The sequence below is a fragment of the Streptomyces pyxinicus genome (genome assembly GCF_024753135.1).
In the GTDB taxonomy this organism is placed as follows: domain Bacteria; phylum Actinomycetota; class Actinomycetes; order Streptomycetales; family Streptomycetaceae; genus Streptomyces; species Streptomyces pyxinicus.
On the sequence record NZ_JANUGP010000004.1, the window covers coordinates 64,009 to 90,034 of the forward strand.

Annotated in this window: 23 protein-coding genes; 9 read left to right on the forward strand and 14 right to left on the reverse strand. The window is 71.8% G+C overall.

What is annotated here, in order from left to right; genetic code table 11:
• The first annotated feature begins 27 nt into the window (after positions 1 to 27).
• Positions 28 to 1,314, forward strand: coding sequence for an ion channel protein (locus NX794_RS07095; RefSeq protein WP_258777361.1), 1,287 nt, complete (start codon positions 28 to 30; stop codon positions 1,312 to 1,314).
• Between the two features lie 22 nt (positions 1,315 to 1,336).
• Complete coding sequence (gad, locus tag NX794_RS07100; protein WP_258777362.1) at positions 1,337 to 2,743, forward strand: glutamate decarboxylase; 1,407 nt, start codon at positions 1,337 to 1,339, stop codon at positions 2,741 to 2,743.
• A 21-nt stretch (positions 2,744 to 2,764) separates the two neighbouring features.
• Here the strand turns inward: gad and NX794_RS07105 are convergent, their stop codons facing one another.
• The 4 genes from NX794_RS07105 to NX794_RS07120 all read right to left on the reverse strand — a co-directional run bounded on the left by NX794_RS07105 (position 2,765) and on the right by NX794_RS07120 (position 6,483).
• Positions 2,765 to 3,406: a PadR family transcriptional regulator gene (locus tag NX794_RS07105; RefSeq protein ID WP_258777363.1), complete on the reverse strand. Its 642-nt coding sequence runs from the start codon at positions 3,404 to 3,406 to the stop codon at positions 2,765 to 2,767.
• Between the two features lie 57 nt (positions 3,407 to 3,463).
• Positions 3,464 to 4,012, reverse strand: a complete 549-nt coding sequence (locus NX794_RS07110; RefSeq protein ID WP_258777364.1) for a DinB family protein — start codon at positions 4,010 to 4,012, stop codon at positions 3,464 to 3,466.
• Positions 4,013 to 4,125: 113 nt separating this feature from the next.
• Positions 4,126 to 5,589 carry an aldehyde dehydrogenase family protein gene (locus tag NX794_RS07115; protein WP_258777365.1) on the reverse strand — a complete coding sequence of 488 codons (1,464 nt, stop codon included), beginning with the start codon at positions 5,587 to 5,589 and terminating at the stop codon, positions 4,126 to 4,128.
• A gap of 69 nt (positions 5,590 to 5,658) precedes the next feature.
• A complete protein-coding gene (locus NX794_RS07120) occupies positions 5,659 to 6,483 on the reverse strand; it encodes a helix-turn-helix domain-containing protein (protein WP_258777634.1) in 825 nt (274 codons plus the stop codon).
• A gap of 344 nt (positions 6,484 to 6,827) precedes the next feature.
• On the opposite strand from NX794_RS07120, the gene NX794_RS07125 reads away from it, so the two are divergent.
• A complete protein-coding gene (locus tag NX794_RS07125; RefSeq protein WP_258777367.1) occupies positions 6,828 to 7,325 on the forward strand; it encodes an ATP-binding protein in 498 nt (165 codons plus the stop codon).
• A gap of 102 nt (positions 7,326 to 7,427) precedes the next feature.
• Here NX794_RS07125 and NX794_RS07130 read toward each other — a convergent pair whose 3' ends face one another.
• The 5 genes from NX794_RS07130 to rpmG all read right to left on the reverse strand — a co-directional run bounded on the left by NX794_RS07130 (position 7,428) and on the right by rpmG (position 9,764).
• Positions 7,428 to 7,643 carry a DUF397 domain-containing protein gene (locus tag NX794_RS07130; protein ID WP_258777368.1) on the reverse strand — a complete coding sequence of 72 codons (216 nt, stop codon included), beginning with the start codon at positions 7,641 to 7,643 and terminating at the stop codon, positions 7,428 to 7,430.
• A gap of 288 nt (positions 7,644 to 7,931) precedes the next feature.
• Positions 7,932 to 8,165, reverse strand: coding sequence for a 30S ribosomal protein S18 (rpsR, locus tag NX794_RS07135; protein WP_258777369.1), 234 nt, complete (start codon positions 8,163 to 8,165; stop codon positions 7,932 to 7,934).
• The gene (locus NX794_RS07140) at positions 8,165 to 9,343 is read right to left on the reverse strand and encodes a CobW family GTP-binding protein (RefSeq protein ID WP_258777370.1); all 1,179 of its coding nucleotides are present in this window, start codon (positions 9,341 to 9,343) and stop codon (positions 8,165 to 8,167) included. The genes rpsR and NX794_RS07140 overlap by 1 nt, the downstream gene beginning before the upstream one ends.
• Complete coding sequence (locus NX794_RS07145) at positions 9,340 to 9,594, reverse strand: type B 50S ribosomal protein L31 (RefSeq protein WP_258777371.1); 255 nt, start codon at positions 9,592 to 9,594, stop codon at positions 9,340 to 9,342. The genes NX794_RS07140 and NX794_RS07145 overlap by 4 nt, the downstream gene beginning before the upstream one ends.
• A gap of 5 nt (positions 9,595 to 9,599) precedes the next feature.
• Positions 9,600 to 9,764 carry a 50S ribosomal protein L33 gene (rpmG, locus tag NX794_RS07150; protein WP_258777372.1) on the reverse strand — a complete coding sequence of 55 codons (165 nt, stop codon included), beginning with the start codon at positions 9,762 to 9,764 and terminating at the stop codon, positions 9,600 to 9,602.
• 61 nt (positions 9,765 to 9,825) lie between these two features.
• On the opposite strand from rpmG, the gene rpmB reads away from it, so the two are divergent.
• From rpmB to NX794_RS07170, 4 genes are all read left to right on the forward strand, one after another.
• Positions 9,826 to 10,062, forward strand: a complete 237-nt coding sequence (gene rpmB / locus NX794_RS07155) for a 50S ribosomal protein L28 (RefSeq protein ID WP_258777373.1) — start codon at positions 9,826 to 9,828, stop codon at positions 10,060 to 10,062.
• Entirely contained in the window at positions 10,062 to 10,367 is a 306-nt protein-coding gene (gene rpsN, locus NX794_RS07160; protein ID WP_258777374.1) for a 30S ribosomal protein S14, read from the forward strand. The genes rpmB and rpsN overlap by 1 nt, the downstream gene beginning before the upstream one ends.
• Before the next feature lie 215 nt (positions 10,368 to 10,582).
• Entirely contained in the window at positions 10,583 to 11,032 is a 450-nt protein-coding gene (locus tag NX794_RS07165) for a hypothetical protein (RefSeq protein WP_258777635.1), read from the forward strand.
• Between the two features lie 149 nt (positions 11,033 to 11,181).
• Entirely contained in the window at positions 11,182 to 11,688 is a 507-nt protein-coding gene (locus tag NX794_RS07170) for a DUF4232 domain-containing protein (RefSeq protein WP_258777375.1), read from the forward strand.
• Between the two features lie 25 nt (positions 11,689 to 11,713).
• Here NX794_RS07170 and NX794_RS07175 read toward each other — a convergent pair whose 3' ends face one another.
• Positions 11,714 to 12,826 (reverse strand): DUF2786 domain-containing protein, encoded by a 1,113-nt coding sequence (locus NX794_RS07175; RefSeq protein ID WP_258777376.1) that lies wholly within the window; start codon positions 12,824 to 12,826, stop codon positions 11,714 to 11,716.
• Between the two features lie 149 nt (positions 12,827 to 12,975).
• Between NX794_RS07175 and NX794_RS07180 the strand changes: the two genes are divergently transcribed.
• A complete protein-coding gene (locus NX794_RS07180; RefSeq protein ID WP_258777377.1) occupies positions 12,976 to 13,740 on the forward strand; it encodes a Clp protease N-terminal domain-containing protein in 765 nt (254 codons plus the stop codon).
• A 91-nt stretch (positions 13,741 to 13,831) separates the two neighbouring features.
• Positions 13,832 to 15,523 (forward strand): bifunctional 3'-5' exonuclease/DNA polymerase, encoded by a 1,692-nt coding sequence (locus NX794_RS07185; RefSeq protein WP_258777378.1) that lies wholly within the window; start codon positions 13,832 to 13,834, stop codon positions 15,521 to 15,523.
• A gap of 38 nt (positions 15,524 to 15,561) precedes the next feature.
• On the opposite strand, the gene NX794_RS07190 is transcribed toward NX794_RS07185, so the two are convergent.
• The 4 genes from NX794_RS07190 to NX794_RS07205 form a co-directional block, all read right to left on the reverse strand.
• On the reverse strand, positions 15,562 to 19,011 hold the full coding sequence (locus NX794_RS07190; RefSeq protein WP_258777379.1) for an AfsR/SARP family transcriptional regulator: 3,450 nt from the start codon (positions 19,009 to 19,011) through the stop codon (positions 15,562 to 15,564).
• A 479-nt stretch (positions 19,012 to 19,490) separates the two neighbouring features.
• Positions 19,491 to 19,643 (reverse strand): hypothetical protein, encoded by a 153-nt coding sequence (locus NX794_RS07195; protein WP_258777380.1) that lies wholly within the window; start codon positions 19,641 to 19,643, stop codon positions 19,491 to 19,493.
• Positions 19,644 to 19,763: 120 nt separating this feature from the next.
• A complete protein-coding gene (locus NX794_RS07200) occupies positions 19,764 to 20,150 on the reverse strand; it encodes a hypothetical protein (protein ID WP_258777382.1) in 387 nt (128 codons plus the stop codon).
• The gene (locus tag NX794_RS07205) at positions 20,147 to 26,020 is read right to left on the reverse strand and encodes a polymorphic toxin-type HINT domain-containing protein (RefSeq protein ID WP_258777383.1); all 5,874 of its coding nucleotides are present in this window, start codon (positions 26,018 to 26,020) and stop codon (positions 20,147 to 20,149) included. Before NX794_RS07205 ends, NX794_RS07200 begins: the two co-directional genes overlap by 4 nt.
• Positions 26,021 to 26,026: the final 6 nt, after the last annotated feature.

Genomic DNA, 26,026 nt, shown 5'->3' on the forward strand with positions numbered 1-26,026 from the left:
GGCGTTTCATCCGCTTATGGTGAGCCCGTGGTCCAGGACACCGAGGAGCAGGCTCGTACGACCCGCCCGGCGGCCCCCGCGCGGGCCCTGCTGCCCTTGATCGCGCCCGCCGTGGGCGTGGGCGTGGGGGCGAGCCTGGTCTACATCGGGGTGAGCGCGGCGGCGGAGCGGTTGCAGCACGTGCTGTGGGGTCCGCTGCCCGACGCGCTCGGGGTGGGCCGCTACTCGGTGCTGTGGATGTCCGTGATGCTGGTGGCGACCGGGATCGCCGTCGGTCTGGTGGTCTGGAAGGTGCCGGGGCACGCCGGGCCGGATCCGGCGACGACGGGTCTCGACGCGCCGGTGCTGCCGCCGCTCGTGCTGCCGGGGCTGGTGCTGGCGACCGGGCTGATGCTGGCGGGCGGGCCGAGCCTCGGCCCGGAGAACCCGATCATCGCCGTGAACGTGGGCCTGGCGGCCTGGCTGGGCGCGCGGCTGGTGCCCCGGACGCCCGGAGCCGTGTGGCCGATGCTGGCGGAGTCGGGGACCCTCGGGGCGCTGTTCGGGACGCCGGTGGCGGCGGCCCTGGTGATCTCCGAGGCGCTGACCGGCCGGCCGGTCCGGGGCCGGCTGTGGGACAACCTGTTCGCGCCGCTGGTCGCGGCGGCCGTCGGGGCCATGACGACCACCCTGCTGTTCCGCCCGGCCTTCGACCTGGGGCTGCCGCCGCTGGGCCGCCCGGACTGGCGGGACCTGCTGGCGGCGCTCGTCGTCGCCTCGGCGTCCGCGCTGCTGGGCATGTGCGCCGTGTACGCCTTCCCCTACGCGCACGCGGCCTTCCAGCGGCTGCGGCACCCGATGCTGATGCTTCCGGCCGGTGGTGTCGTCCTGGGGGCGCTCGCGGCCCTGGGCGGCCATCTGACGCTCTTCAAGGGACTGTCGGAGATCGGCGAGCTGGCCCGCGACCCGGAGGGCCGGTCGGCCGGGCAGTTCGCTCTGCTGGCCGTGGTGAAGCTGGCCGCGCTGCTGGTCGCGGCCTCCTGCGGCTTCCGCGGCGGTCGGATCTTCCCGGCCGTCTTCGTCGGCACCGCCCTCGGGCTGTGCGCCCACGCGCTGGTTCCGGCCGTGCCCCCGGCCCTGGGTGTGGCCACCAGCGTGCTGGGCATCCTCCTGGCGATCACCCGGCAGGGCTGGGTGAGCCTGTTCACCGCCGCCGTCCTGGTCTCCTCGCCCGCCGTCCTCGCCCTGCTGTGCATCGCCTCGCTGCCGGCCTGGCTGCTGGTGACGGGACGGCCGCAGATGCAGTTGCGCGCGGACGGCACGGCGGTCCGCTGAATATCCCTTCTGGAGGCAGTCCATGGCTCTGCACAAAGGCCCCGCGAAGCACGAGCGGCGCACCATGTCGGTCAACCCCTTCTACGGGGAGGCCAACCCGGTCGGCGGCATGGCCGAGGCCCCGCCCACGCACCGGCTGCCCGACGCGCCGCTGCCCCCGTCGACGGCGTACCAGCTGGTGCACGACGAGCTGATGCTGGACGGCAACTCGCGGCTCAACCTGGCCACCTTCGTCACCACCTGGATGGAGCCGCAGGCCGGGGTGCTGATGTCGGAGTGCCGGGACAAGAACATGATCGACAAGGACGAGTACCCGCGCACCGCCGAACTGGAGCGGCGCTGTGTGGCGATGCTCGCGGACCTGTGGAACGCGCCGGACCCGGCGGCCGCGGTGGGCTGTTCGACCACCGGTTCGAGCGAGGCGTGCATGCTCGCCGGGATGGCCCTCAAGCGGCGCTGGACGCAGCGCAACGCCGACCGCTACCCGGGGGTCCGGCCGAACCTGGTCATGGGCGTCAACGTGCAGGTGTGCTGGGAGAAGTTCTGCAACTTCTGGGAGGTGGAGGCGCGGCTCGTCCCCATGGAGGGCGACCGCTTCCACCTGGACCCGGGGGCCGCGGCCGAGCTGTGCGACGAGAACACCATCGGGGTCGTCGGTGTCCTCGGCTCCACCTTCGACGGTTCCTACGAGCCGGTCGCGGAGCTGTGCGCGGCCCTGGACGCCCTCCAGGAGCGCACCGGCCTGGACGTCCCGGTCCACGTCGACGGCGCCTCGGGCGCGATGGTGGCGCCCTTCCTCGACGAGGACCTGGTGTGGGACTTCCGGCTGCCGCGGGTGGCCTCGATCAACACCTCCGGCCACAAGTACGGGCTGGTCTACCCGGGCGTCGGCTGGGCGCTGTGGCGGGACAAGGAGGCGCTGCCCGAGGAACTGGTCTTCCGGGTCAACTACCTCGGCGGGGACATGCCCACCTTCGCGCTGAACTTCTCCCGGCCCGGCGCCCAGGTGGTGGCGCAGTACTACACCTTCCTCAGGCTCGGCCGCGACGGCTACCGCGCGGTGCAGCAGTCCACCCGGGACGTGGCGACCTCGCTGGCCGGCCGGATCGCGGAGCTGGGCGACTTCCGGCTGCTCACGCGCGGCGACGAGCTGCCGGTGTTCGCGTTCACCACGGCCGACGACGTCACGGCGTACAACGTGTTCGACGTCTCCCGGCGGCTGCGCGAGAGCGGCTGGCTGGTGCCCGCGTACACCTTCCCGGCGAACCGGGAGGACCTGTCGGTGCTGCGGGTGGTGTGCCGCAACGGCTTCTCGCACGACCTGGCCGACCTGTTCATGGCCGACCTGAGCCGGCTGCTGCCCGAACTGCGCCGGCAGCCGCAGCCGCTGACCCGGGACACGGACGCGGCCACCAGCTTCCACCACTGACCCGGCGGGCGTACGGCGGGTTCAGCGCTCGTCGTCCGGGTGCCGCTCCCCCGTCGCGTACGGGTTCTCCTGCCCCTCGGCCAGCACCCCGACGAACGGCTCGCCCTCCCCGGCGAACGTGTACGCGCCCGCCTCCAGCCGGTCGATCAGCCCCTGCGTCCAGGCCGCGTCGGAGTCGGCCGTGTGGAGCCAGTAGTGCATGATCTCGCCGATGTGGCCGAGCCGTCCGGGGCCGTCCTCGGGGAGGTAGTGCCCGGTGACGGAGCCACGCCACCGGGCGATGCGGCGGATCCGCTCCCCGAGCAGCTCCAGCGCCTCGGCGCGGGGCAGTTCGACCAGGAAGCCGAGGGCCGCCGACCGGACGTCCGGCTTCTGGTCGTAGGAGACCAGGGCCTCGCGCAGCAGCCGGAAGAACTCGTCCGTGCCCCGCTCGGTGATCTCGTACTCGGTGCGCGGCGGGCCGCCCGCCGTGGACGGCGCCACCTCGTGCGCGTGCAGCAGTCCCTGCTTGGCCAGCTGCTTCAGCGCGTGGTAGATCGAGCCCGGCCGGGCGTGCGACCACTCGTGCGCGCCCCAGTACTCCAGATCACTCCGCACCTGGTACCCATGGGCCCGCCCGTGCTGCCGCACCGCGCCCAGCACGAGAAGACGGATCGCTGACATGGGCCAAGCGTAGGACCCGGCGCGGCCGGCTCTCGGGGCGCCGCCGTCCGGCCGCCGTCAGTCCCGGGAGCCGCCCTGTTCCCGTGCCACCAGTTCGAAGGCGGTACGGCCGTCCAGGGACTCGCGGATGATGTCGGCGTGGCCGGCGTGCCGGGCCGTTTCGCGGATGAGGTGCAGGCAGACCCAGCGCAGCGAGACGCGGCCCTCGGGCGGGAACCATGGGTCCGGCGGCAGCGGGAAGGTGTCGTCCAGGCTCGGCGCGGAGCGGATGAACGTCTCCGTCTCGGCGGCGACCTGCTCCCAGTACGCCAGTTGCGAGGCGACCGTCTCCTCGCCCACCAGCTGGTGGGTCTCGTGCCAGTTCGAGGCGTCGCGCGCGACGGCGGGCGGCTCCTGCCGGGCCCGTGCGATCCAGCTCTGCTCGACCTCGGCGGCGTGCTTGAGCAGACCGCCGAGGGACAGCTCGCTCGCGCTGGGCCGGGAGCGGGCCTGCTCCTCGGTCAGCCCCAGCAGCGCCCGGCGGATCCCGCCGCGCTGCTCCTCGATGAACGCGAGCAGCGCCCCCCGCTCGTCGCCCTTCGCCTCCGCCGGTACATGCGTGACCATGGCCTGCCGCCTCTCCTCGGTGCGTCCGCCGGGGCTCCTCGCCCCGACATCGAAGGACGCTACGGGGCATAGAGGTCAGATCCTGGCCTCTATGCCCCGACATCCGGGAAGGGTCAGAACGGGAAGCCGCTGCGGCCGTGCTGGACCGAGATCCACTTGACCGTGGTGAAGGCCTCCAGCGTGGTCTCGCCGTTCAGCCGGCCGAGGCCGGAGTGCTTCTCGCCGCCGAAGGGCACGAGCGGCTCGTCGTGCACGGTGCCGTCGTTCACGTGGAACATGCCGGTGTCGATCCGCTTGGCGAAGGCGACACCCCGCTCGACGTCCCCGGTGTGCACGGCGCCGCTGAGGCCGTAGGGGGTGTCGTTGACGATCCGGACCGCCTCCTCCTCGCCGTCGAACGGGACCAGGAAGACCACCGGCCCGAAGACCTCCTCGCGCAGCAGCGCGGAGTCGGCGGGGAGACCGGTGAGCACGCTGGGCTCGACCAGGTTGTCGGTCGTGGCGCCCCGCACCAGCGCGGTGGCCCCTTCGGCGAGCGCCTGCTCGACGGTGCCGGAGAGCGCGGCGGCCTGCGCGGAGTTGATCACCGGGCCGATGACGGTCTCGGGGTCGCGCGGGTCGCCGGTCTTCAGGCTGCGGACCTTGGCGACGAACTTCTCGGTGAACTCCTCCTCGACCGAGCGGTCCACCAGCACGCGGTTGGCGGCCATGCAGACCTGGCCCTGGTGGACGAACCGGCTGAAGACCGCCGCGTCCACCGCGTAGTCGAGGTCGGCGTCGTCCAGCACCACGAGCGCGCTGTTGCCGCCCAGTTCGAGCACCGAGCGCTTGAAATGGCGGGCGCAGACGGTGGCGACGTGGCGGCCGACCTTGTCGGAGCCGGTGAACGAGATGACCTTCGGGACCGGGTGCTCGATGAACGCGTCACCGATCTCGGCGATGTCGGTCACGACCACGTTGAGCAGGCCGCCGGGCAGTCCCGCCTCCTCGAAGATCTTCGCGAGCAGGGTGCCGCCGGCGATCGGGGTGTTCTGGTGCGGCTTGAGGACCACGGCGTTGCCGAGCGCGAGCGCCGGGGCGACCGACTTCAGCGACAGCAGGAAGGGGAAGTTGAAGGGGCTGATCACGCCCACCACGCCGACCGGGACGCGGTAGACGCGGTTCTCCTTGCCGTCGGCCGGCGAGGGCAGGATCCGGCCCTCGGGGCGCAGCGCCAAGTGGACCGACTCGCGCAGGAACTCCTTGGCGAGGTGCAGCTCGAAGCCGGCCTTCACGCGGGTGCCGCCCAGCTCCGCGATGATCAGGTCCGCTATCTCCTGCTCGCGGTCCTCGATCAGGCGCAGCGCCCGCTCGAAGACGGCACGGCGGGTGTAGGGGTTGGTCTCGGCCCACCGCCGCTGGGCGCGGGCGGCGGCCCGGTAGGCCTCGTCCACCTCGTCGACCGTGGCGACCGTGATGGAGGCGAGCTTCTCGTCGTCGTAGGGATTGAAGTCGATGACGTCCCAGGAGCCGGTGCCCGTGCGCCACTCGCCGTCGATGTACTGCCGGGCCAGGTCGGTGAAGTAGGACGACGCCATGTGATCCCTCAATCGCTAGCGGCCACCAGATCTACGCCATGTCTGATCACTCGTCATCGTACGTGTGAGTCATGAGAGTTGGCGGAGTCCCCGGAGCAGGTCGCGGCTCTCGCCGGGGCCGGGGCTGTCCTGCTGCAACTCCTTGAGCGCCTGCTCGTACTGGGCGACGTCCTCGCGCTTGTCGAGGTAGAGGGCGCTGGTGAGCTGCTCCAGGTAGACCACGTCGGACAGGTCGGCGTCGGGGAAGCTGAGGATGGTGAAGGCGCCGCTCTCGCCGGAGTGCCCGCCGAAGCCGAACGGCATGATCTGCAACCGCACGTTGGGCCGCTCGGAGACGTCGATCAGGTGCTGGAGCTGGCCGCGCATCACCTCGCGGTCGCCGTAGGGGCGGCGCAGCGCGGCCTCGTCCAGGACGATGTGGAACTCGGGGGCGCTGTCGGAGAACAGGTGGCGCTGGCGCTCCAGGCGCAGCGCGACCCGGCGTTCGACGTCGGCGGCGCTCGCGCCCTTCATACCGCGCCGGACCACCGCGCGGGCGTACTCCTCGGTCTGGAGCAGGCCGTGGACGAACTGCACCTCGTAGACGCGGATCAGCGAGGCGGCGCCCTCCAGGCCCACGTAGGTGGGGAACCAGCTGGGCAGGACGTCGGTGTAACTGTGCCACCAGCCCGCCACGTTGGCCTCCCGGGCGAGGGAGAGCAGCGACTCGCGCTCGCCCCCGTCGGTGATGCCGTACAGCGTCAGCAGGTCTTCCACGTCTCTGGTCTTGAAGCTCACCCGGCCCAGCTCCATCCGGCTGATCTTCGACTCGGAGGCGCGGATCGAGTAGCCCGCCGCCTCACGCGTGATCCCCCGAGCTTCACGCAGTCGCCTGAGTTGCGAGCCGAGCAGCATCCGCCGCACCACCGATCCGGGCTCTCCCGCGCTCACGTTCGCCAGCCTCCCCAACCGTCTTCAGGTGCCGCAGTCTGCCACTAAAACACTTCGAGCAGTACTCGCGCGGTTACGGAAACGGAAAGAGGTCGGCCGTTTCTGCCTGGTTGGGAACGGTGACAGGTCGGGACCACTGACGGAATTCGTGGCGAAGATGGCAGAAAAAATGGCCAAGAAGCGGTACGGGCAGGGCCATTTCGGTCACGTGCACGTGCATCTGCCCTTGCATCTGCTGTGCGCTTCCGAAACCATGGTGCCGCGCCACCGCTGCATCGCAACGACCGCGAAACCGGGGAGTGCCTCGCATGGGGACGAATGGATCGACCATGCTCAAGCCGTTACGGCAGGGCCTTCCGCCGCTGGACCCCGCGACCGTGTCCGATGCCGCCTCCTGCGCCCTGCCCGCCCGGTACGAAGCGGTGCGCGAGGCCCGGCGCTTCACCCGCGCCACGCTGGACCAGTGGGACCTCGGCGACCGCTTCGACGACATCTGCCTGGTCGTCTCCGAACTCGTCACCAACGCGCTGCGGCACGCCGTACCGGCGGCGCAGGGCCGGTGCGTGGAGCCGAACCCGTCGGTACGGCTGCATCTGCTGCGCTGGACCGAGCGGCTGGTGTGCGCGGTGCGCGATCCGAGCCACGAGTCCCCGGTCCCGCAGGACTCGGACGACTTCTCGGCGGAGTCGGGGCGCGGCCTGTTCCTGGTCGACTCCTTCGCCGACAGCTGGGGCTGGCACCCGCTCGCGGGCACCCTCGACGGCAAGGTCGTCTGGGCGATGTTCCGGCTCGGCCCGGCCGGCTGACCCACCGCCGTGCGGAGTGACGCGCGTGTTCTACGCGCGTCACCCCACAGGTTCCGGAGCGGCGGACATCGTTGCCATCGGCCGCCGCACCGGACCGGCCTCTCAGCTCGCCGTCAGGTGGTCGAACTCGCCGTCCTTGACGCCGAGGAGCATGGCTTCGATCTCCGCGCGCGTGTAGACGAGCGCCGGCCCGTCCGGAAACCGCGAGTTGCGTACGGCGACATCGCCGCCCGGCAGCCGCGCGAACTCCACGCAGGATCCCTGGGAGTTGCTGTGCCGACTCTTCTGCCAGGCCACGTCCAGCTGCGTGGCAGCCATGCCGTTGTACACGTCGTACCCCCCGATAACGCCGTCAGCGTCGCGGTCCACAGGTCGCTCCCCGCTGGTGCACTGGCTGATGTGGCCATGGATGCTGTAGTCAACTGACCCGGATCATAACCCTGTTCACGTGCAAATGCTTGAGCAGATGCACGTGCACACGTGGTGGTCCCGTGGTTACAGCTTTGACGCACCAGGAAGAGACGCAAACGGCGCCCTTACTGTTCCCTTCCGCCTCCTGTCGAAGCCTTCCGATGCCGATGCCTTGCGATGCCTTCGTGAGTGCGGTCAGCGGCTGGAGTACGGCAGCAGCGCCATCTCCCTCGCGTTCTTGATCGCGCGGGCCAGCTGCCGCTGCTGCTGGGCGCTGATCCGGCTGACCCGGCGGCTGCGGATCTTGCCGCGGTCGGAGAGGAACTTCCTCAGCAGGTCGGTGTCCTTGTAGTCGATGCAGGTGATGCCCGCCTGGTCCAGCGGATTGGGGCGGTTCTTGACGGGCTTGCGGTCGCTCTCGCGAGGCATCAGACCTCCAGCAGGGTGTCGAAGGCGGACGGGAGTTGCTGCCAGGCCTCCCGCCCGGCGGCGTACTCGGTGTCGGTGAGCAGGCAGGAATCCAGCAGGTGCGCGAGTCCGTCGCGGTCGAGGGCGGGCGAGGTGAACACCAGGTGGTTGCAGCGGTCGCCGTGCTCGGGGTGCCAGGCCAGCGCGGCGGCGGCGCGGCGCACCGGCGGCACCAGCTCCCAGGCCGCGTCCGGCAGCGCGGCCAGCCAGGGTCCGGCGCGCTCCACGCACAGCGCCCCGCCGGCCGCGTCCCAGTGCAGCAGCGCGTCGGGCCGGTCGGCGAGCCAGAACCGCCCCCGGCTGCGGGCCGCGGCACAGGTCAGGTCCTCCAGCGCCGCGTACAGCCGCTCCGGGTGGAAGGGGCGGCGGTGGTGCCAGACCAGGGTGGAGACACCGTGGTCGTCGGCCTCGACCGGGAGCAGGGCGCAGGCCGGGTGCTGGGCGGCGGCAGCGGCCTCCACGTCGAACCCGGCCAGCGCGGCACGGGCGAGGGGACTCCGGGGGCAGGTGTGCGCCTCGCTCGGGGCGGCCGGGCCCGCCGGAGTGCCGTGGCCGATCGGGATCCGGCGGGCGGTCGGGTGCAGTTGGGCGAGCAGTTCGCGGTCCTCGTCGTCGGCCTCCGGGGACTCGGCCACGGCCAGCACCGGGGCGTACTCCAGCTGCCGGGCGAAGGTGTCGGCGACCGTGCGCTGGTCGGTGGCGGCCGCGGCGAGGCCGACGTCGGCGAGGTCGTCGCCGTTGCCGAGGTAGGGCAGCACGAGCGCCGGATCGACCGCGGTGATCACGGAACTGACGGTCAGCCCGCCGGCCGTGATCACCTCCGCCATCGCCTTGGGCTCCACGGAGTCCCACAGCTCCACGACCGCGAGCCGCACCGCGGCGTCGTCGGCGAGCCGCAGCAGCTCCGGCACCAGGTCCTCGCGCAGGGCGCAGCACGCGCAGTCGTTGACCAGCGGCGTCTCGCCCGTGTTCAGCAGGCCCGTCCGGTCGCGGACCGTGCGCACGACGGTGCCGGCGGCGGCCGTCGCCAGGTCGTGGTGGAGGACGACACTGCCGGGCACGTCCGCGAGCAGCCGGGCCACGGCCGCCTTACGGGCGTCCCCGTGCAGTCCGCCCACGACGGCCACGGTCAGGCTCACGCCCCGCCCCGCTTCCCGTACCGGCGCTCGAAGCGCTCCACGCGTCCGGCCGTGTCCAGCACGCGCGCGGTGCCCGTGTAGAAGGGGTGGCTGACGTTCGAGATCTCGACGTCCACGACCGGGTAGGTGTTGCCGTCCTCCCACTCGATCACGCGGTCGCTCGTCATGGTCGAGCGGGTGAGGAAGGCGTGCCGGGCGGCCCGGTCCCGGAAGACGACCGGGCCGTAGTCCGGGTGGATTCCCTCGCGCATGGCGGTCAGCGCTCCTCTCGGAAGTCGACGTGGCGGCCGGCCACCGGGTCGTACTTGCGCAGCGTCAGGCGGTCCGGGTCGTTGCGGCGGTTCTTGCGGGTCACGTAGGTGTAGCCGGTCCCGGCGGTGGACCGGAGCTTGCTGACCGGGCGGAGTTCGTTGCGTGCCATGCTGCTACCTTACTGAAAATGAATTCCATTAGCTTCAACCACTGAGGAGAGCTACGTCACCATGTCCGCGCACTGCATGCTCACCGGGGTCCAGCCGGGCTTCGGCAACCGCGTCTCCCACTCCCACCGGCGCACCTCGCGCCGCTTCGACCCCAACATCCAGACCAAGCGCTACTGGCTGCCCGCCGAGGGCCGGTACATCCGGCTGCGGCTGAGCGTGCGGGCGATCAGGACCGTCGACGCGATCGGCGTCGAGGCGGCCGTGGCCCGCATCCGCGCGCGGGGGGTGCGGGTCTGATGGCGAAGAAGAGCAAGATCGCGAAGAACGACCGGCGGCGCGAGGTCGTGGCCCGGTACGCCGAGCGCCGGGCCGAGCTGAAGGAGATCATCCGCCGCCCCTCCTCGTCCGAGGCCGAACGGCTCGCCGCGCAACGCGAGTTGGGCCGGCAGCCGCGGGACGCGAGCGCCACGCGCGTGCGCAACCGCGACCAGGTGGACGGCCGCCCGCGCGGCTACCTGCGCACCTTCGGGCTGTCCCGGGTGAACCTGCGCGAACAGGCCCACCAGGGGTTCCTGCCCGGTGTCCGGAAGTCCTCCTGGTAACTGCTGGTAGCTTGCTGCGGGCCGTCCGGCGGGGCGGCCGGCCGCTACAGCATGGGAGCTTTCCGGTGACTTCTGCGAGGGGCACGGCGGGGACGGTGTCGTCGGGTACGGCGAGGGGGGCTTCGTCCGGTAGGGCGAGGGGGGCTTCGTCGGGCAAGGGGAGGCGTACGCCGGGCGTGGCCGGCCGGCGCGTGCGGCGTGGGGCGGTCGCCGCGGTGGGGCTGGCGGGTGCGCTGGCGCTGGCGGCGTGCAGCGGTGGCTCCGGTGACGGTTCCCCGTCCTCCTCCAGTCCTGCCTCCCCAGCATCCGGCACCGCTTCGTCGGCCGTGACCGGCGCCTCGGGCAAGCTCCAGGGCAGCTGGATCACCACCACCGGCGGCAAGGTCGTGGCCCTCGTGATCACCGGGAAGCGGGCCGGGGTCTTCGCGACCGGGGGAACCGTGTGCAGCGGCACCGCCGGCGAGGAGGCCGGTATGCGGATGATCCACCTGAGCTGCGCCGACGGCAGCAAGGACCGGGTCACCGGGATGATCGACTCGGTGGACGGCAAGACGCTGAAGGTCACCTGGTCGGGCAAGGCGGGCCAGGAGACGTACACCAAGGCCGAGGGCGGCAAGCTGCCGTCGGGTCTGCCCTCGGACCTGTCGACCACACCGCAGCGTTGACGGCGCCGTACCGTGGGCTCGGCCGGTCACCCGAAGCGGTGGTTCCTCCGGAGACCCGAAGCGGTGATTCGGGTGGGGCGCGCGAACGGTGCCCCCGCGCAGGCGCCATGATGCAGGTGCACCGTCACGAACTCGATGGGGACCTGCTCATGCGCGCCTTTCCGCTCACCGTCACCGCCCTCGCCGCCGCCCTGCTGCTGACCGCCTGCGACAGCGGCGGCGGCCACAGCGGCGACAAGAACAGCTCGGCCTGCGAGATCGGCGGTGTCTCGGTGCAGATCGGCTCGGCGAGCGTCGCACCGGCCGCCGGGGACAGCGGCGAGGTGCCGGTCAGCATCACCAACCAGAGCAAGCCCTGCACACTGGACACGTTTCCGGGCGCGGTGCTCAGCGGCGACGGCGAGCACAAGGTGCCGGTCCTGAAGGGCGCGAAGGCGCGGCAACTGAAGCTCGCCAAGGGCGACTCCGCGACCTTCAGCATCGGCTACGTGCGCGGCAAGGCGGGCGAGACGAGCAGCCTGGCGGCGAAGAGCGTGAAGATCAGCCTGCCGGGCGGCGACGAGACCCGCGACTTCCCGTGGTCCTACGGCCCCATCGCCCTCAAGGACACCACGCCGGACGCCTCGGTGAGCGCCTTCCAGCAGGTCGGGGACTGAGGCGGGCCGGCGTCCGGCGACCGGCTCAGGGCAGCCGGGGTCTGTTCCCGACCTGCGCCCGGTCCGCCGCCGCCCTGCCCTCGGTCCAGCCGGCCTCGTCGCTCACCCCGCGCAGCCGGGTCGTGGTGGTCTCGGGGAACATCCGCTCCAGCCGGCCGGTGACGGCTATCTCACGGGTGGCCAGCACCGGCAGCAGATCCCGGCTGACCTGGCTCCGCGCGACGGCGGCGAGCCGGTCGCCGACCCGGTGGGCGTAGGCGGCGAGGAACGACTGCCGGAAGGTCTTGGTCCGCTTCCGTCCGCCGGCGCGCTGGGCCGCCTCCGCGCGGGTCATCGCGTGCGTGGCCTGCACCAGCAGCGAGGTGTACAGCAGCTCGACGGCCTCCAGGTCGGCCTCGAAGCCGACGACCGTGGAGAAGCCGAAGGGTTCGTTCCACACCGCGCGGCAGTGGTTGGCGGTGGCCACCGCGTCCAGCAGGACCGCCTTGGCCTGTTCGTACGGCGGCTCGACCCCGATCCGGCAGGCGCCGGGCGCGTCCGGAGCGGGCGCCTCGGCGGCGAGCAGCGCCTCGTCGACGCTGTGCCGGGCCATCAGCTCCTGCGCCTTGGCGCTGAGCGCCTCGGCCTCCTCCGGGTAACCGGTCGCCTCGGCCTTGGCGAGCAGCGCGCGGATGCGGGTGAGCATGCGGGTGGCGGCGGGCGCGGCGGAGGTCCGGCGGGTCTCCTCCTCCAGGGGCTCCAGGGCGGGCAGCCGCAGCAGCAGGCGGTACAGCTCCAGGGCGGTGGTGGCGTGCGTGAAACGGTCGGCCCCGCGCGCGGGGTCCTCCGGGAGCGCCTCCAACTGGGTGGCCCAGCGGCGCCCGCGCGGCCGGTCCCGGCCGGCCTGCGCCCGGATCAGCGCGGCGGCCAGGCGTGCGTGCGGCTCCTCCAGCTCGCGCCGCACGAGCCGTACGACGTCGGCGGGCTGCCAGCCGCGCCGCCAGGCCGCCGCCACGAACTCCTCGCCCCGGCGCGTGAGTTCGGCGTCCGCGGCGGGGTCGGCGGCGAGCAGGGAGGCGCCCGTGTCGAGGCCGGTGTCGGTGTCGTCGTAGAGGGCGGCCCGGAAGGCCCGCTCGACGGTGCTGGCAGTGCTGGTCACGCCGTCGATCGTGCCATGCCGCACGGACAGCGCAGGAAATCCGTCCACAGCCTGTGGAAAACATCGGCGGGTTCGGCTGCGAGGTGACCACGAATGTTGACTGTCAACCAACGGTTGACGGTCGTCTGGGGGCAACCTACGGTTGACACATGGCGACCCACGGAAACAACCCCACGGCATCCGTACGCCTCGACGACCTCATCGAGGCCATCAAGACGGTTCACAGCGAGCCCCTGGAGCAGCTCCAGGACGCGGTGATCGCGGCCGATCACCTCGGAGACGTGGCCGACCATCTGATCGGCCACTTCGTCGATCAGGCCCGCCGCTCCGGCGCGTCCTGGACCGACATCGGCACGAGCATGGGCGTGACCCGGCAGGCGGCGCAGAAGCGGTTCGTGCCCAAGGAGTCCGCCGACCTCGACCCCGGCCAGGGCTTCGACCGCTACACCCCGCGCGCGCGGAACGTGGTCATGGCCGCGCACAACGAGGCGGTGGCCGCACGCACGGCCGAGGGCCGGCCCGAACACCTGGTCCTCGGACTGCTCGCCGAACCGGCGGGCCTGGCGGCGAAGGCGATCACCGCGCAGGGCACGCCCCTGGACGCCGTACGGCAGGCGGCAGGCGCGGCGCTGCCGCCCGCGGCGGAGCAGGTCCCCGACCTGATCCCCTACGGCCCGGACGCCAAGAAGGTCCTGGAACTCACCTTCCGCGAGGCCCTGCGGCTCGGCCACCACTACATCGGCACCGAGCACATCCTGCTGGCCCTCCTGGAGCACGAGAACGGCCGGGGCGTACTCAGCGGCCTCGGCATCACCAAGTCCGGGACCGAGGAGTACGTCGGCCGGGTGCTGGCCCTGGTGCTGGAGCAGCAGGAGGACGCCGGGGCGGAGGCTCCGGACTCACCGCAGAGCTGAGGAGGGTGCCGTACGGCGCCCAGCCAGCCCCTGCGGGAGTGGAAATCGCAGGTCAGGGCGATTGTCAGACCCCCCTGCCACAATCGCAGTCATGACCGACCGGTGGGCGCTCGCTCCGGCCGAGGACGGTGGCGTGGACGTCGCCCCCCTCGGTCCGGACGGGCTGCCCGCCGGGCCGGTGCGGCGGGAGAGCGATCTCGCCGGGGCGGTGCGGAGCCGCCCGGAGGTGACGCGCTGGGTGTGGCGGTCGACCCCCGATGTCTATCCGCGTCTGCTCGCCACGGGGGTGCGAGTAGAGCGGTGCTACGACATCGAGGACGCCGAGACCCTCCTGCTGGGCCACGAGGGGCGGTACGGCGAGCCACGCTCGGCCGCCGCCGCCCTGGCCCGCCTCCGGGGCGGCCCCCTACCGCCCGACCCGCCGCAGCGCGCGGCCCAGCCGGGCGCGCAGTCGCCGCTGTTCGAGCCGGCCGGCGCCCCGCTGCCCCTGGCCGACCTCCTCGCGGTCTACGCCGAGCAGCAGCGGCGCCACCAGCGGGCCACCCACCCGGACCGGATGCGGCTGCTGACCGCCGCCGAGTCGGCCGGGATGCTGGTGGCCGCCGAGCTGAACCGCACCGGCCTGCCCTGGAGCGCCGAGGTCCACCGCGACCTGCTGCACGGCCTGCTCGGCGAGCGGTACGCGGGCGGGGGCGAACCGCGCCGGCTCGCCGAGCTGGCGGACGAGGTGTCCGCCGCCTTCGGCCGCAGAGTGCGGCCCGACCTGCCGGCCGACGTGGTCAAGGCCTTCGCGCAGGCCGGGATCAAGGTGCGCTCCACCCGCCGCTGGGAGATCCAGTCCGTCGACCACCCGGCCGTGGCACCGCTGCTGGAGTACAAGAAGCTGTACCGCATCTGGGTGGCGCACGGCTGGTCCTGGCTGCACGACTGGGTGCGCGAGGGCCGCTTCCGGCCTGAGTTCCAGGCCGGCGGCACCGTCACGGGGCGCTGGGTGACCAACGGCGGGGGCGCGCTCCAGATCCCCAAGGTGATCCGGCGCGCCGTGGTCGCCGACCCCGGGTGGCGGCTGGTGGTGGCCGACGCCGACCAGATGGAACCACGGGTGCTGGCCGCCATCTCCCGCGACCCCGGGCTGATGGAGGTGGCCGCCCGTGAGAGCGACCTCTACCAGTCGGTCTCCGACCGCGCCTTCTCCGGCGACCGGGACCAAGCCAAGATCGCGGTGCTCGGCGCGGTCTACGGCCAGACCTCCGGTGACGGCCTGAAGAACCTCGCGGCCCTGCGCCGCCGCTTCCCGAAGGCGGTCGCCTACGTGGACGAGGCGGCCCGCGCGGGCGAGGAGGGCCGGCTGGTCCGCACCTGGCTGGGCCGCACCTGTCCGCCGGCGGCCGGGGCGGGCGAGGACGCGGCGGAGGAGGCCGGCATCCCGGTCGACGAGGACGGCCGCGAACCGGAGTCCGACGGCTGGGTCCCCGGCTACGCCTCCGGCAACTCCCGCGCGCGGGGCCGCTTCGCGCGGAACTTCGTCGTACAGGGCAGCGCCGCCGACTGGGCGCTGCTGCTGCTCGCCGCGCTGCGCCGGGCCTGCGCGGACCTGAAGGCGGAGCTGGTCTTCTTCCAGCACGACGAGGTGATCGTGCACTGCCCCGCCGAGGAGGCCGACACCGTGGTCCGGGCGATCCGCGAGTCCGCCGACCTCGCCGGGCTGCTGACCTTCGGCGAGACACCGGTCCGGTTCCCGTTCAGCACGGCGGTGGTGGAGTGCTATGCCGACGCCAAGTGAGCGAAGACAGGGGGTGGTTCGACGGCCGGCACCGGCGGTCAGCCGTCGAGCAGGTGCCGCAGCTCCGCCAGGACCGCCAGGACCGCGCGCTCGTCCGTGCCGTCGAGTGCCGTGAGCGCGGCGCGCCAGGCCTCACGCGCCTGTGCCCGGCGTCCCCGCTCGCTCAGCAGCAGGCCGTGCTGATGCCGGGCGAGACCGCCCATGTGGCGGTCGGCGCGGGCGTCGGCCCGGTGCAGCAGCTCGGCGCACTCGGCGCCCGCCCGCTCGCCCTCCCCCAGCTCGCGCAGGGCGCGGACCAGTCCGAGCCGGGTCTGGGACTCGCCGTGCCAGTCGCCGTGTCCGCCGAGGATGCGCAGGCTCTCCTCGAAGTGCCGGGCGGCGGCGGCCGGTTCACCGAGGGAGAGATGGGCGTAGCCGATGTTGCAGTGTGCCGTGTGCCGGATGAGGACGGCACCGATGGCGTCGCCGATGGCCAGCGAGCGGCGGTGCTGTTCGATGGCGGCGCGGGGGTCGGTGTGCTCGTGCAGGTTGCCGAGATGGCTGTGTGTGACGGCCTCGCCGAACGGGTCGTTCAGCTGCCGCGCGTACGTGAGGCTCTGCCGCAGTGCCGCCTCCGACTCCTCGAACCGTCCAAGACCCTCCAGCAGCAGCCCGCGGTTGTTCAGGCCCCGCCGGATCCGGGAGGCGTCGCCGAGCCGGCGCCAGATCGCCAGGGAGCGGTCGGTGAGGTCGAGGGCGTCGCGCTGCCGGCCGGTCAGGAAGTGCGGGGCCGCGAGGTCGCCCAGGGCATACGCCTCGGCCGCCGCGTCCCCGAGCCGGCGTGCCGCCCGGAGCCCGGCCCGCCCGAGCACCTCCATCTCGGCGACCCGTCCCCGGCGCTGCACACAGGGGAAGAGCAGCCGGACCAGCACGCAGAGGTGGGCGGTGCGGCGCGGGTCGGCGGTGCCGGCGTTGCGGGTCACCAGGGCGACGATGTTCTCCAGCTCCGCCTCGGCCCAGGCGAAGGCCACCTCGGCCGACGGGAAGCACGGCAGCGCGGCGACGTCCTCGGCATGTTCGACCGGCTGCGTGCGGGTCGCCCGCCGCCGGTCCTCCAGATCGAGCCCCGGCTCCATGGTCACGGCCAGCACCCGCTCGGCGACGGCGGCGTACCAGCGCAGGGCGGTCAGGTCGGGGGGTGGGGTGGCGGGCTCCGCAGTCGGGGTGGCGGTGGTGGCCGGGGTGGCGGTGGTGGCCGGGGAGGCGGGCTCCGCAGTCGGGGTGGCGGTGGTGGCCGGGGTGGCGGGCTCCGCGGCCGGGGAGGCGGTGGTGGCCGGTGCCGGGATGGCGGTACTGGTCGGTGCCGGGACGTCGAGGTCACGCGGTGCCGAGTCACGCTCGCGGGGGCGGGGGCTGCTACCGGACACGGTGGCACTGTCGACGGATCCCGGACCAGCGGAGCCGTCCGCTGCCGGACCAGGCCCGCCCCCGTCGACATCGGTGCCGGCCGAGGGCGTGACGGCGGCGAAGCCTGAGACGCCGCTGCCGTCTCCGAAGCCGACGGCGTCCTCCCTCCGCCCCGGCTCCGCCAGTTCGCGGGCGAAGTCGCGGACCAGGGCGTGGGGGGCGTAGCGGCCGTAGGCGGTCTCCTCCAGGAGGGCCACGTCGACCAGTCGGTCCAGCGCGGCCTCGGCGCGGCGTGCGCTGATGCCGGTGAGGCGGGCGATCAGGGGGGCGCCGTAGACCGGCAGGTCGAGCGCGCCGATGTGACGGAGGGCGAGGGCCGCGTCCCGGTCGGCCTCGCGTCCGGCGGCGGCCAGCGCGTCGTGGGCGACGGCCAGGGAGCGCCGGACGCTCAGGTCGTCGTACTCCAGGTGGTGCAGGCGGCCGCCCGTGGCGGCCAGTTGGCCCGCGAGCACGTCAGGGGTGAGGGCGCTGCGGGCGGCGAGCCGGGCGGCGACGACCCGCAGCGCGAGCGGGAGCCGGCCGGTCAGCTCGACCAGGGCGTGCCCGGCGTCCAGCCCCTGCCGTCCGCTCACCGCCCGCAGCAGGGCCGCGCTGTCCTCGCCGGTCAGCGGGCCGAGCGGAAAGCGCCGGGCGCCGTCGAGCGCGGTGAGCGGGGAACGGCTGGTGACGATCACCGCGCAGCCGGGCCCGGCCGGCAGCAGGGGCCGTACCTGGGCCGCGCTGGCCGCGTCGTCCAGTACCAGCAGGATGCGGGCGGGTGCCAACAGGGAGCGCAGCAATGCGGCCGCCGCATCGGGGTGCTCGGGGATGCCGCGGGGCTCGGCGCCGAGGTCGCGCAGCAGGGCCGCGAGGGCCTGAGCCGCGGTGAGCGGGGCCATGCCGGGGGTGGCGCCGTGCAGGTTGACGTAGAGCTGGCCGTCGGTGAAACGTTCCCGCAGCTCATGTGCCACGTGCAGGGCCAGCGCGCTCTTGCCCACGCCCGCCATGCCGCTGACCACGGCGACGGCGGGTGCCGGAGCCGGCGGTTCGGTCAACGCCCGGCGCAGGTCGACGCGGACGGCGGCGCGCCCGGTGAAGTGGGCGGGCGGCGCGGGGAGCTGGGCGGGCCGCGGGGTGTGCCGTACGGCGGCGACGGCCGGCGGGCCACCCGCGCTGCCTGCGTCCAGGCCGCTCGCGGCGGCTCGGCGCACGTCAGCGCCCTCGCGCCGCCCCTCGTCCGGCCACCGCCCCTCGCCACCGTCGCGCAGCACCTCGGCATGCGCCTCGCGTACTGCCGGGCCGGGCTCGACGCCGAGTTCCTCGATCAGGCGGGCGCGCAGATCGCGGTGGACGGCCAGCGCCTCCGCCTGGCGGCCGGTGCGGTGCAGGGTGAGCATCAGCTGCCGGTGGTACGCCTCGCGCAACGGGTACTCGGCGACCAGTGCCGCGAGTTCGGGTACCAGGGCAGGCAACCGGGGTCCACCGAGGGCCACTTCCGCGTCGTAGCACCACTCCAGCAGGAGCAGCCGCGCCTCCTCCAGGCGCTGCACCAGGGCGTAGCCGCCGAAGTCGGCGGGCAGACCGCTGAGCGGGGTGCCGCGCCATAGGGCGAGCGCGGCCGTCCCGGCGCCGACGACACCGGACCAGTCCCGCAGGGCGTGCGCGGCACGCGCCTCACTCACCCGGGCATCGAACGCATGGACGTCCAACTCACCCTGGTCGACGCGCAGCAGATACCCCGGGGGTACGGCTTTGAGCCGTTCGGGGTCGTCCAGGAGTCGGCGCAGTCGGGTGACGTGGTTGTGCAGCGAGGCGTGCGCGGAGACCGGCGGCATCCCGCCCCACAGGGCGTCCTTCAGCGACTCGACCGACACGACCCGCCCGGGCTCCAGCAGCAGCGCGGCGAGGAGGGCGCGCACCTTGGGGCTGCCGATGGCACGGATACCGTCGTCGGCGTCCTGAGTCGGGGTGGGGGACGGCGTCCCGTTCGGCGGCCGGTCGAAGAGGACCGGCGGTCCCAACAACCCGAACCGCAGTCCGACCCGCAGCGCGTACCGCCGCATCACGCCGCTCCACCGTCTCCCCGCGCGGCCGAGGACCGACCGCGCTCCGCGACGGGCCCACGCCCGCCGTTCCCTGGCGGAATCCCGCCCTGCCGCAACGGTTTCCCGCCATCTTCCGTCGGCCGCCACGGCACCGGACCCGCCCGCTCCCGGGCCCCTTCCACCACCGCCCCACGACTTCCGGCCAACTGGCCCGCGATCTGCCGTCGAACCGTTGGCCACATGTTAGCGATCCGTTGGCGACAGTTGATGTGATCATTTCCATCGGAACCGGCCCGACGGCGCGCGCATGGTCGCGTAACTCGGGGGAGTGTCGCCACAGGCCGGATCCGGGGACGCAAAGGGGCCCCGGTCGGCGGAGGTGAACGCCCGGGGCCCCGTCCCGCTCCCGTTTCGCACGGCCATACTCTCGCCGTCGCCCACCAGGTTGAACCCGGCATCAGGGCCGCCGTGCGAGGCCCAGCCAGGCCGCGTCGTGTTCACGACCGCCAGTCCCAGCCCGGTTCGGTTTCCATGCGGCGCACGAACTCGGAGAATTCGATGAGCTCCCCGAAGTTCGTGTCCACCCTCGTCCGGCTGCGGATGAGGCCGCCGAGGAGAGCCTTCGCCGACTCGGCGTTCCCGTGCTCCACGGGGACCGCATACGGGCCCCGGCGCCACGCGCGTGACCTCTTCAAGTCCGAGTGCCCGGATGTCCGCCAGCAACTGCTCACGGTCCGAGCCCGGCACCAGCAGGACGAGGGTCGGTCTGGTCAACGCCGTCGTGTCCCTCCGCCGGTTCCGCTGAACCTCTGGGGCAGGACACCCTTCGCCCACATGGCATCCAGCTCGGCGAACATCCGGTCCGAGTCCTCCTCCAGTTCCTCGCGTTGCCTCGGGCTGAGGTCCGCCCAGGGATCGTCGAAGGTAAGGCCCGGGGGCAGGGGGCTGGTTGCTCCCGTCGCCCTTCGGCAGTGCGCACACCAGGTGTAGCTGATGACCGTCGGCCGGTTCGGCCGGTCGGCCCGGTGGAGGTAGCTTCTGACGGCCACCTCCCCACACGCGGGGCAGCGCCACTCGGACTGGTCGAGCAGGAACCTGCGCTCCGCCGCCAGGGTCTGTACCTCGGCAGGCTCGAAATTCTTCATCTCGGCGCTCACCCTCCTGTCCGCTTCCTGAAGATGCCGAGCATGCGCTGCCCGAACCGCTCGGCCACGGACTCCTTGCCACCGAAGTCCTTGTTGCCCATGCGGCTGAAGCTCCAGTGGTGATAGCTCTCGTGGAAGATCGTCGCCACCGCCGTGTCCATGTCGGCCAGGCCCATGTCGGAGATCTGAATCACGGGCTTGCCCCTGGGACCGAGCTCAGGCTTGGCGCCCGGGTGCGGACTGTACCCGTAGGAGGGAAGCCCGTCTGCCGTCGTGATCTCCTTCACGTGCACTATGTCGTAGTTCTTCACGCTCATGCCGGCCCGGCCAAGGGCCATCTTGACCTGCTTGATGCTGACCCCGGCACCGTTCTTGCCGCCCGGAGCCGCCTGCGGGTCGTCTGCCTTCTTGTTGCCGCAGTTGTGCACCAGGACAGACGTCGTGCCGGCGAGCACGTAGTACGTGTGGATGTCCGCGACAGTCAGGTTGTGGACCGTACGGGTCTCGGTCCGCTGCTGGATCGCTGTGATCCGGACCAGCGTGCCTGCCCCCGTCCGCAGCCACTCGCCCTGCTCCAGGTCCTCGGCGTCGACCCATTCGTGCAGCGCGGGCACCCAGAAGGGGTGGCCGTCCGTGGCGGTGATCGTGGCGGTCGCGTCACCGCGGTCGCCGTCCGTGTCGACGGTGACGTCGACGAGTTGCTTGACGCCGTGTCCGGTGATGGTGGTGGTCACCGGCTTGGCCGCGGTCTCCCCGGTCTCCGGGTCGGTGGCGCGCACCTCGTCACCCGGCGCGAGGTCCTCAATGGGCTTCTCGGTCCCGTCTGCCATCAGCACCGTGGTGCCGGGGAGGAAGCTGTTGCCCACCTTGCAGGACGACCCCTCGGCGGGCGGATCGGCGTCCTTGGTATCCGACTTCTTCTGCGCCCCGTCGTTCTTCTTGCCGCCGGAGTCGCCCTTCTTCGCCTGAGACGCGTCCTTCGCCTTGGCAGGCGGGGCCGGTTCGGGCTTCGGCTTGGGCTTCGGGGTCGACGGCGGGGTGACATTGTCGGTGTTCTTCGCGACGTCCTTGACCTTGTCCGCCGCCTTGGCGGTGTCCGTCGCCGCGTCGACGGCGTCGACGGCCTTGTTGACGTACTTGGCGCCCTTTGCCGCACTCGCGCCGTAGCCGACGATCGGAATCGCGGAGGCGTAGGACAGACCCGCGTCGATGTAGTTGCCCTCGGCCGTATACCACAGACCGTTCAGCAGGTCGGCGGGTTCGCCGAAGCCTGGGACCAGGCCCGCGACATCCAGAGCCCCGTGGCCGATCGGGCTGATCCAGGACTCGCCCCACCAAAGCCCCGTCGGGTCGGGGAACACGAGCGGGTTGTTGCGTCCGTACGCGAAGGCGTTCAACTGCTGTGTGTCATTGACGTCGAGCATCGGGTCGGCGGACAAGAACCGGCCGATGGCCGGGTCGTACTCACGTGCGCCGATGTGGATGAGGCCGGTGGACGAGTCGGCCGTGCCGCCGACGAACGCCTTGTCGCCGGGCCACGCGGTCGGCTTCGCCCCCCGTACTTCGCCGAACGGCAGGGTACGCCGCTGAGTGATCGCCGAGTCCGCGGCCTTGATCGCGATCTCGGAGGTGCCGTTGACCCCGCCGACGAGCCAGGTCACACCCGCGGTCGTGCGCACCGCGATCTGCTGGCCGCCGTGCGAGTAGTAACGGGTGCCGCTGAGTGTGTTCTTCGCGGTGTCGAGACGGACTTCCTGAGCACCCAGGTAAAGGGTGACCGCGCCCTTCTCCTTACGGAGCAGGCGGTTGCCGTCGGCGTCGTAGACGAAGGACGTCCCGTTGGCTTCGTCCAGCTGTCCGGACGCGTACGGAGTGACGGCGGTCAGATGTCCCTCGTCGTCCCAGTCGAGCTTCTGGTCGACCGCGGGAGCAAGGTCGGTGGCCGCCTTGGTGCGCCGAGTGGTGTTGCCCGTCTCGTCGTACTCGTAGGACTGGGCCGCCGTGACCTCCTTGGCGGAGGTGGTGGTGCGCACCTCGGCGGACTTCACCGCGTGTGCGTGCGGTTTGCCCGTGCCGTTCGGGATGTAGGTCGTCGTCTGGGTGGCGGCCGCCGTGCCCATGGTGCCTGTCGCGTGACGGGTCTCAGCGGTGCGGTTGCCCGCGGAGTCGTAGGCGTACAAGTGCCAATACGGTGCGGGGCCGCCGATGGTGGCCTCGCCGGCGCTCGCCGCGCAGCCCGTGGCCGTCTGGGTCCAGGCGTCGGCGAGGCGGCGCAGGTAGTCGTACGTGAAGCACTGGACGTCCGCCGTCCTGCCTTCCGGTGTGTCCGCGATCTTCTTGATGTTGCCGGCCAGGTCGTACCCGTAGGTGACATCCACGTCCGGGGTCTTGACGATCTCGCGGTCGATGCGGGCGCGTTCCAGGCGCCGGGTGCCCTCCTCGTAGGTGTTGGTCAGCCAGGTGTACTTGTCGGCGCTGGCGGTACCGAGCGTGAGCTGGAGGACTTCGCCGTAGTTGGAGTACCGGGTCTCGCGGGCGTAGTCGCTGGTGTCACCCAGGGTGAACGACGGCAGACCGGTGGCGGTGTAACCCGTGGCGATGGTTTCCGCCGGGAGGTCACCGGCCGCGGGGAGTTCGATCTCCCCAACTGAGCCATCCGGCTTGTAGGAGGCCGTGGCGGTGTAGACACCGGCCAGCTTGCCCTCGGAGGCCGGGATGGAGATCGAGGTCTTCAGTGGACGGCCCGCCGCGTCGTAGGCGTCCACGGACGAGGTGTACGCCTTGCCGTCGATCCACTTGGTGGACGAGGCCAGCCGCCCCTTGCCGTTCGGAACCGTCGTGCTGTCGTACTCCCAGCTGGTCAGCTTGGTGTCGCCCCGGGACAGGGAGCGCTTGCGTGCCAGCTTGTCGTACTCGTAGGTCAGCGTGACCCTGCGGTCGTCCTTGACCGTCTTGAGCTGGTCGAGGTCGTTGTACGTCATGTGCGTCTCGCCCACGTCGGGGTCGGTGGCGAGAATCTGTCGGCCGCGCACGTCGTACTCGTACAACCAACGGTTGCCGGCCTCGTCCTTCACCTCCGTCAAACGGCCCGCCGCGTCGTACGCGTAGGTCGTGGTGTCCGCGTCACCGTTCGGCGAGGATGCCTTGAACTCCAGGACCTTGATGTTCTGCCCCTGGGCGTTGACGTAGGTCGCGGTCGGCGTCTCGCCGTCCGGCGGGTCGATCGTGGTGTGGTCGCCGTGGTAGGCGGCCTTGGTCCGCCACTTCTCCTCCCCTGCCACGCGGAAGATCTCGTCCGTGGGCCGCCCCGCCCCGTCGTACACCGTCTCCGTCTCCCGAGGCGTCCCCTCGGACGCGTCCGCCACGCCCACGAAGGTCGTGCCGATGGCGGCGGAGTTGTAGAAGGGGCCGATCTCCTTGACGGCCAGGCCGCGGGAGTCATACTCGGTGGTGGTCACGACACGGCCGGAGTTGGCGGCCGGGGTCTGGGACTGGCGCTCGCGCAGGAGCCCGTCCTGGAGCTGATGGCTGACCGCGACGGAGCCGTTCGGCAGGAGCGACTTCGTGGTGGTGACGACCGGGCCGTTGTTGCGGACCAGGTAGGCGTACTCCAAGGACGGTGTGTCCGAGGACTTCGCGCGGCCCGGTAGCCAGACCTTCAGCAGGCGGCCGAGGGCGTCGTAGTCCAGGTCGGTGCGCTGCTTGTTGGCGTCGACCGTGGCGGTGACCAGGCCCCAGCGGGGGTCGACCGTCGAGGTCGTCGAGTTGCCCACCGGGTCGGTGACCTTCATGCCGGTGACCGGGCCGCCCGTGGTCGGCGTGTACGTCGTCCTCGTCGTGTTGCCCTGCTGGTCGGCGGAGTCCGTAACCCGGCCGTGGACGTCGTACTTCGCGGTCGACGTCGTCACGTACTGCGGGGTGCCGTCGTCCGCGTAGCCCTTGACCTTCTCGCTGCGCACCACGTCGCCCTTGGTGGGCGTGGTGCCGTAGGTGTCGGGGTCGTCGTACCAGGTGCGGACGTCGGAGATCGCCTCGCCCTTGTAGGACGGGGGGCCGTCGTCGCAGTTGACCGGGACCACCGTCACGCGCTTGAGGAGCGTGAGCAGATTGGCCTTGGTGTTGCGGTTGTAGCTGTTCGTCGTGCAGGTGTCGTCGTCCGGGTCGGACAGGTCGCCCGAGTCGGAGGAGCGCTCCAGCATGCCGTAGGAGTCATAGAAGTGCTCGATGGCGGCGCGGCGGACCTTGCCGTCGTCGAGCGCGGTGCGGGTCTTCGTCGACTTCACGGCCGCGTACGTCGCCTCGTCGCTGCCTTCGGTCGCCGTGGCCTCGGACTTCCAGGGGGTGCTGACAGTGCCGGAGATCTCCTCGCTGCCGTTGTAGGTGCGCTGCTCCAGCTGGAAGCCCTGGTGGCGGGCGTCGTCGCGGACCTTGGTGCCGTCGGAGGCCGTGACCGAGACCGACTTGGTGCCGCCGGAGTCCTTCTCCCTGTCGCCGTCCATGCCCTGGAGGTAGGTGGTCTCGGTGCGCAGCTGCTTGCTGCCCGCGTCACCGGTCTTCACGGTCACCTTGCGGAAGCCGCGCCACTGGTTCCAGGTCTTCTTCTTGGTCTTGACGAGCTCGCTGTCGTCGAAGGCCCAGGCGGCGCCCGCGTAGTCGTAGGAGGTGACCTTGTTCGGGCCGGTGACGGTGACCTCGTCCTCGATCACCGTGTCGACGACGAACTTGTGGAACCAGTCCTCCTTCTCCCCGACCGTGCCCTCCTTCGACCAGAAGGACGGCATGCACCGCTTGGTGTTGGTCTCGGGGGTGGGGAGGTTCGACGGGGTGCACTCGGTGGGCTTGTAGTTGACCGAGATGGTGCCGCCGGTCTCCGACTGGATGGCCCGGATGCGCCACTTGTACATGGGCAGGCGGTCGTCGGCGCCGGTGTCGACGCGGTTGGCGTCCTGCCGCTCGTAGAAGGTGACTTTCGGAAGCTTGTTCGCGCCGTCCTTGCCGGAGTGGGTGACGGACTCCAGCCACATCGCCGGGGAGTGGGTGGTGTCGGCGCTCTGGTACTTGTGCGCCAGCTCCCACTCGTCGACGTCCGTGTACGTCTTCCCGTCGGACGCCAGGACCTGCGTGGTGACCTTCGCCAGGCGCTTGCGGCTGAAGAAGGTCGGGGACCACTGGTCTTTGCACTCGGTGTCGGAGGTGCAGATCTGCTCGAACGGCACGTCCGGCCAGCGCTTGGCGGTGGACTCCTTCAGGTCGCCGGGCTCACAGTCGGCGGCGGCGCCGGTGCAGCGCTCGGCCGTGGAGAAGACGACCTGGGCGGGGGCGGCGGTGGCGTTCTCCTTGCCCTCCTGCTCGCCGTACTCGACGCGCTTGAGGTAGCCGCCGCGGTCGTACGACACCACCTTGTCACCGCGCACCGAGTCGTACTTGTTGGTCTCGGTGCCGTAGTAGTACGTCATCGAGTTGCCGTGGACGTCGACGACGTAGTCGAGGTTCCAGCGCCAGGTCTGCTGGCAGCGGGACTCCTTGAAGGTGTCCTTGTGGCAGGGCTCGTCCTTGTCGTCGCCGAAGACCGGGACCTCCCAGGAGGAGCCGGTGAACTCGGTGTCGGCGGACTCGCGCTTGCCCTTGCCGAAGTAGTAGCGGGTGCCGTCGGTCGTGGTGACGACCCAGTACTCCTTGTCGTCGTCGGAGTTGAAGCCGCCGGTCCTCCGCTCGACGCGGGTGCCGTCGTCCTGCTTGAGACGGAACTCGTTCGCCGACTTCTTCACCAGCTCGCCGGCCCGGCCGCCGAAGTTCATGGTGGCGTTGTCGGAGTGCCAGCACAGGTCGTACTTCTGCGACCCGGCCTCGTCGTGGCCGTCGTCGGTGCAGGAGCGGTACAAGCGCTC

What these genes read in the sequence shown, in the direction of transcription:
- gad (WP_258777362.1), top strand. Translation starts at nt 1,337, where the DNA reads ATGGCTCTGCACAAAGGCCCCGCGAAGCACGAGCGGCGCACCATGTCG.
- NX794_RS07105 (WP_258777363.1), bottom strand. Translation starts at nt 3,406, where the DNA reads ATGTCAGCGATCCGTCTTCTCGTGCTGGGCGCGGTGCGGCAGCACGGG.
- NX794_RS07110 (WP_258777364.1), bottom strand. Translation starts at nt 4,012, where the DNA reads ATGGTCACGCATGTACCGGCGGAGGCGAAGGGCGACGAGCGGGGGGCG.
- NX794_RS07115 (WP_258777365.1), bottom strand. Translation starts at nt 5,589, where the DNA reads ATGGCGTCGTCCTACTTCACCGACCTGGCCCGGCAGTACATCGACGGC.
- NX794_RS07120 (WP_258777634.1), bottom strand. Translation starts at nt 6,483, where the DNA reads ATGCTGCTCGGCTCGCAACTCAGGCGACTGCGTGAAGCTCGGGGGATC.
- NX794_RS07125 (WP_258777367.1), top strand. Translation starts at nt 6,828, where the DNA reads ATGGGGACGAATGGATCGACCATGCTCAAGCCGTTACGGCAGGGCCTT.
- NX794_RS07130 (WP_258777368.1), bottom strand. Translation starts at nt 7,643, where the DNA reads ATGGCTGCCACGCAGCTGGACGTGGCCTGGCAGAAGAGTCGGCACAGC.
- rpsR (WP_258777369.1), bottom strand. Translation starts at nt 8,165, where the DNA reads ATGCCTCGCGAGAGCGACCGCAAGCCCGTCAAGAACCGCCCCAATCCG.
- NX794_RS07145 (WP_258777371.1), bottom strand. Translation starts at nt 9,594, where the DNA reads ATGCGCGAGGGAATCCACCCGGACTACGGCCCGGTCGTCTTCCGGGAC.
- rpmG (WP_258777372.1), bottom strand. Translation starts at nt 9,764, where the DNA reads ATGGCACGCAACGAACTCCGCCCGGTCAGCAAGCTCCGGTCCACCGCC.
- rpmB (WP_258777373.1), top strand. Translation starts at nt 9,826, where the DNA reads ATGTCCGCGCACTGCATGCTCACCGGGGTCCAGCCGGGCTTCGGCAAC.
- rpsN (WP_258777374.1), top strand. Translation starts at nt 10,062, where the DNA reads ATGGCGAAGAAGAGCAAGATCGCGAAGAACGACCGGCGGCGCGAGGTC.
- NX794_RS07170 (WP_258777375.1), top strand. Translation starts at nt 11,182, where the DNA reads ATGCGCGCCTTTCCGCTCACCGTCACCGCCCTCGCCGCCGCCCTGCTG.
- NX794_RS07180 (WP_258777377.1), top strand. Translation starts at nt 12,976, where the DNA reads ATGGCGACCCACGGAAACAACCCCACGGCATCCGTACGCCTCGACGAC.
- NX794_RS07185 (WP_258777378.1), top strand. Translation starts at nt 13,832, where the DNA reads ATGACCGACCGGTGGGCGCTCGCTCCGGCCGAGGACGGTGGCGTGGAC.
- NX794_RS07190 (WP_258777379.1), bottom strand. Translation starts at nt 19,011, where the DNA reads ATGCGGCGGTACGCGCTGCGGGTCGGACTGCGGTTCGGGTTGTTGGGA.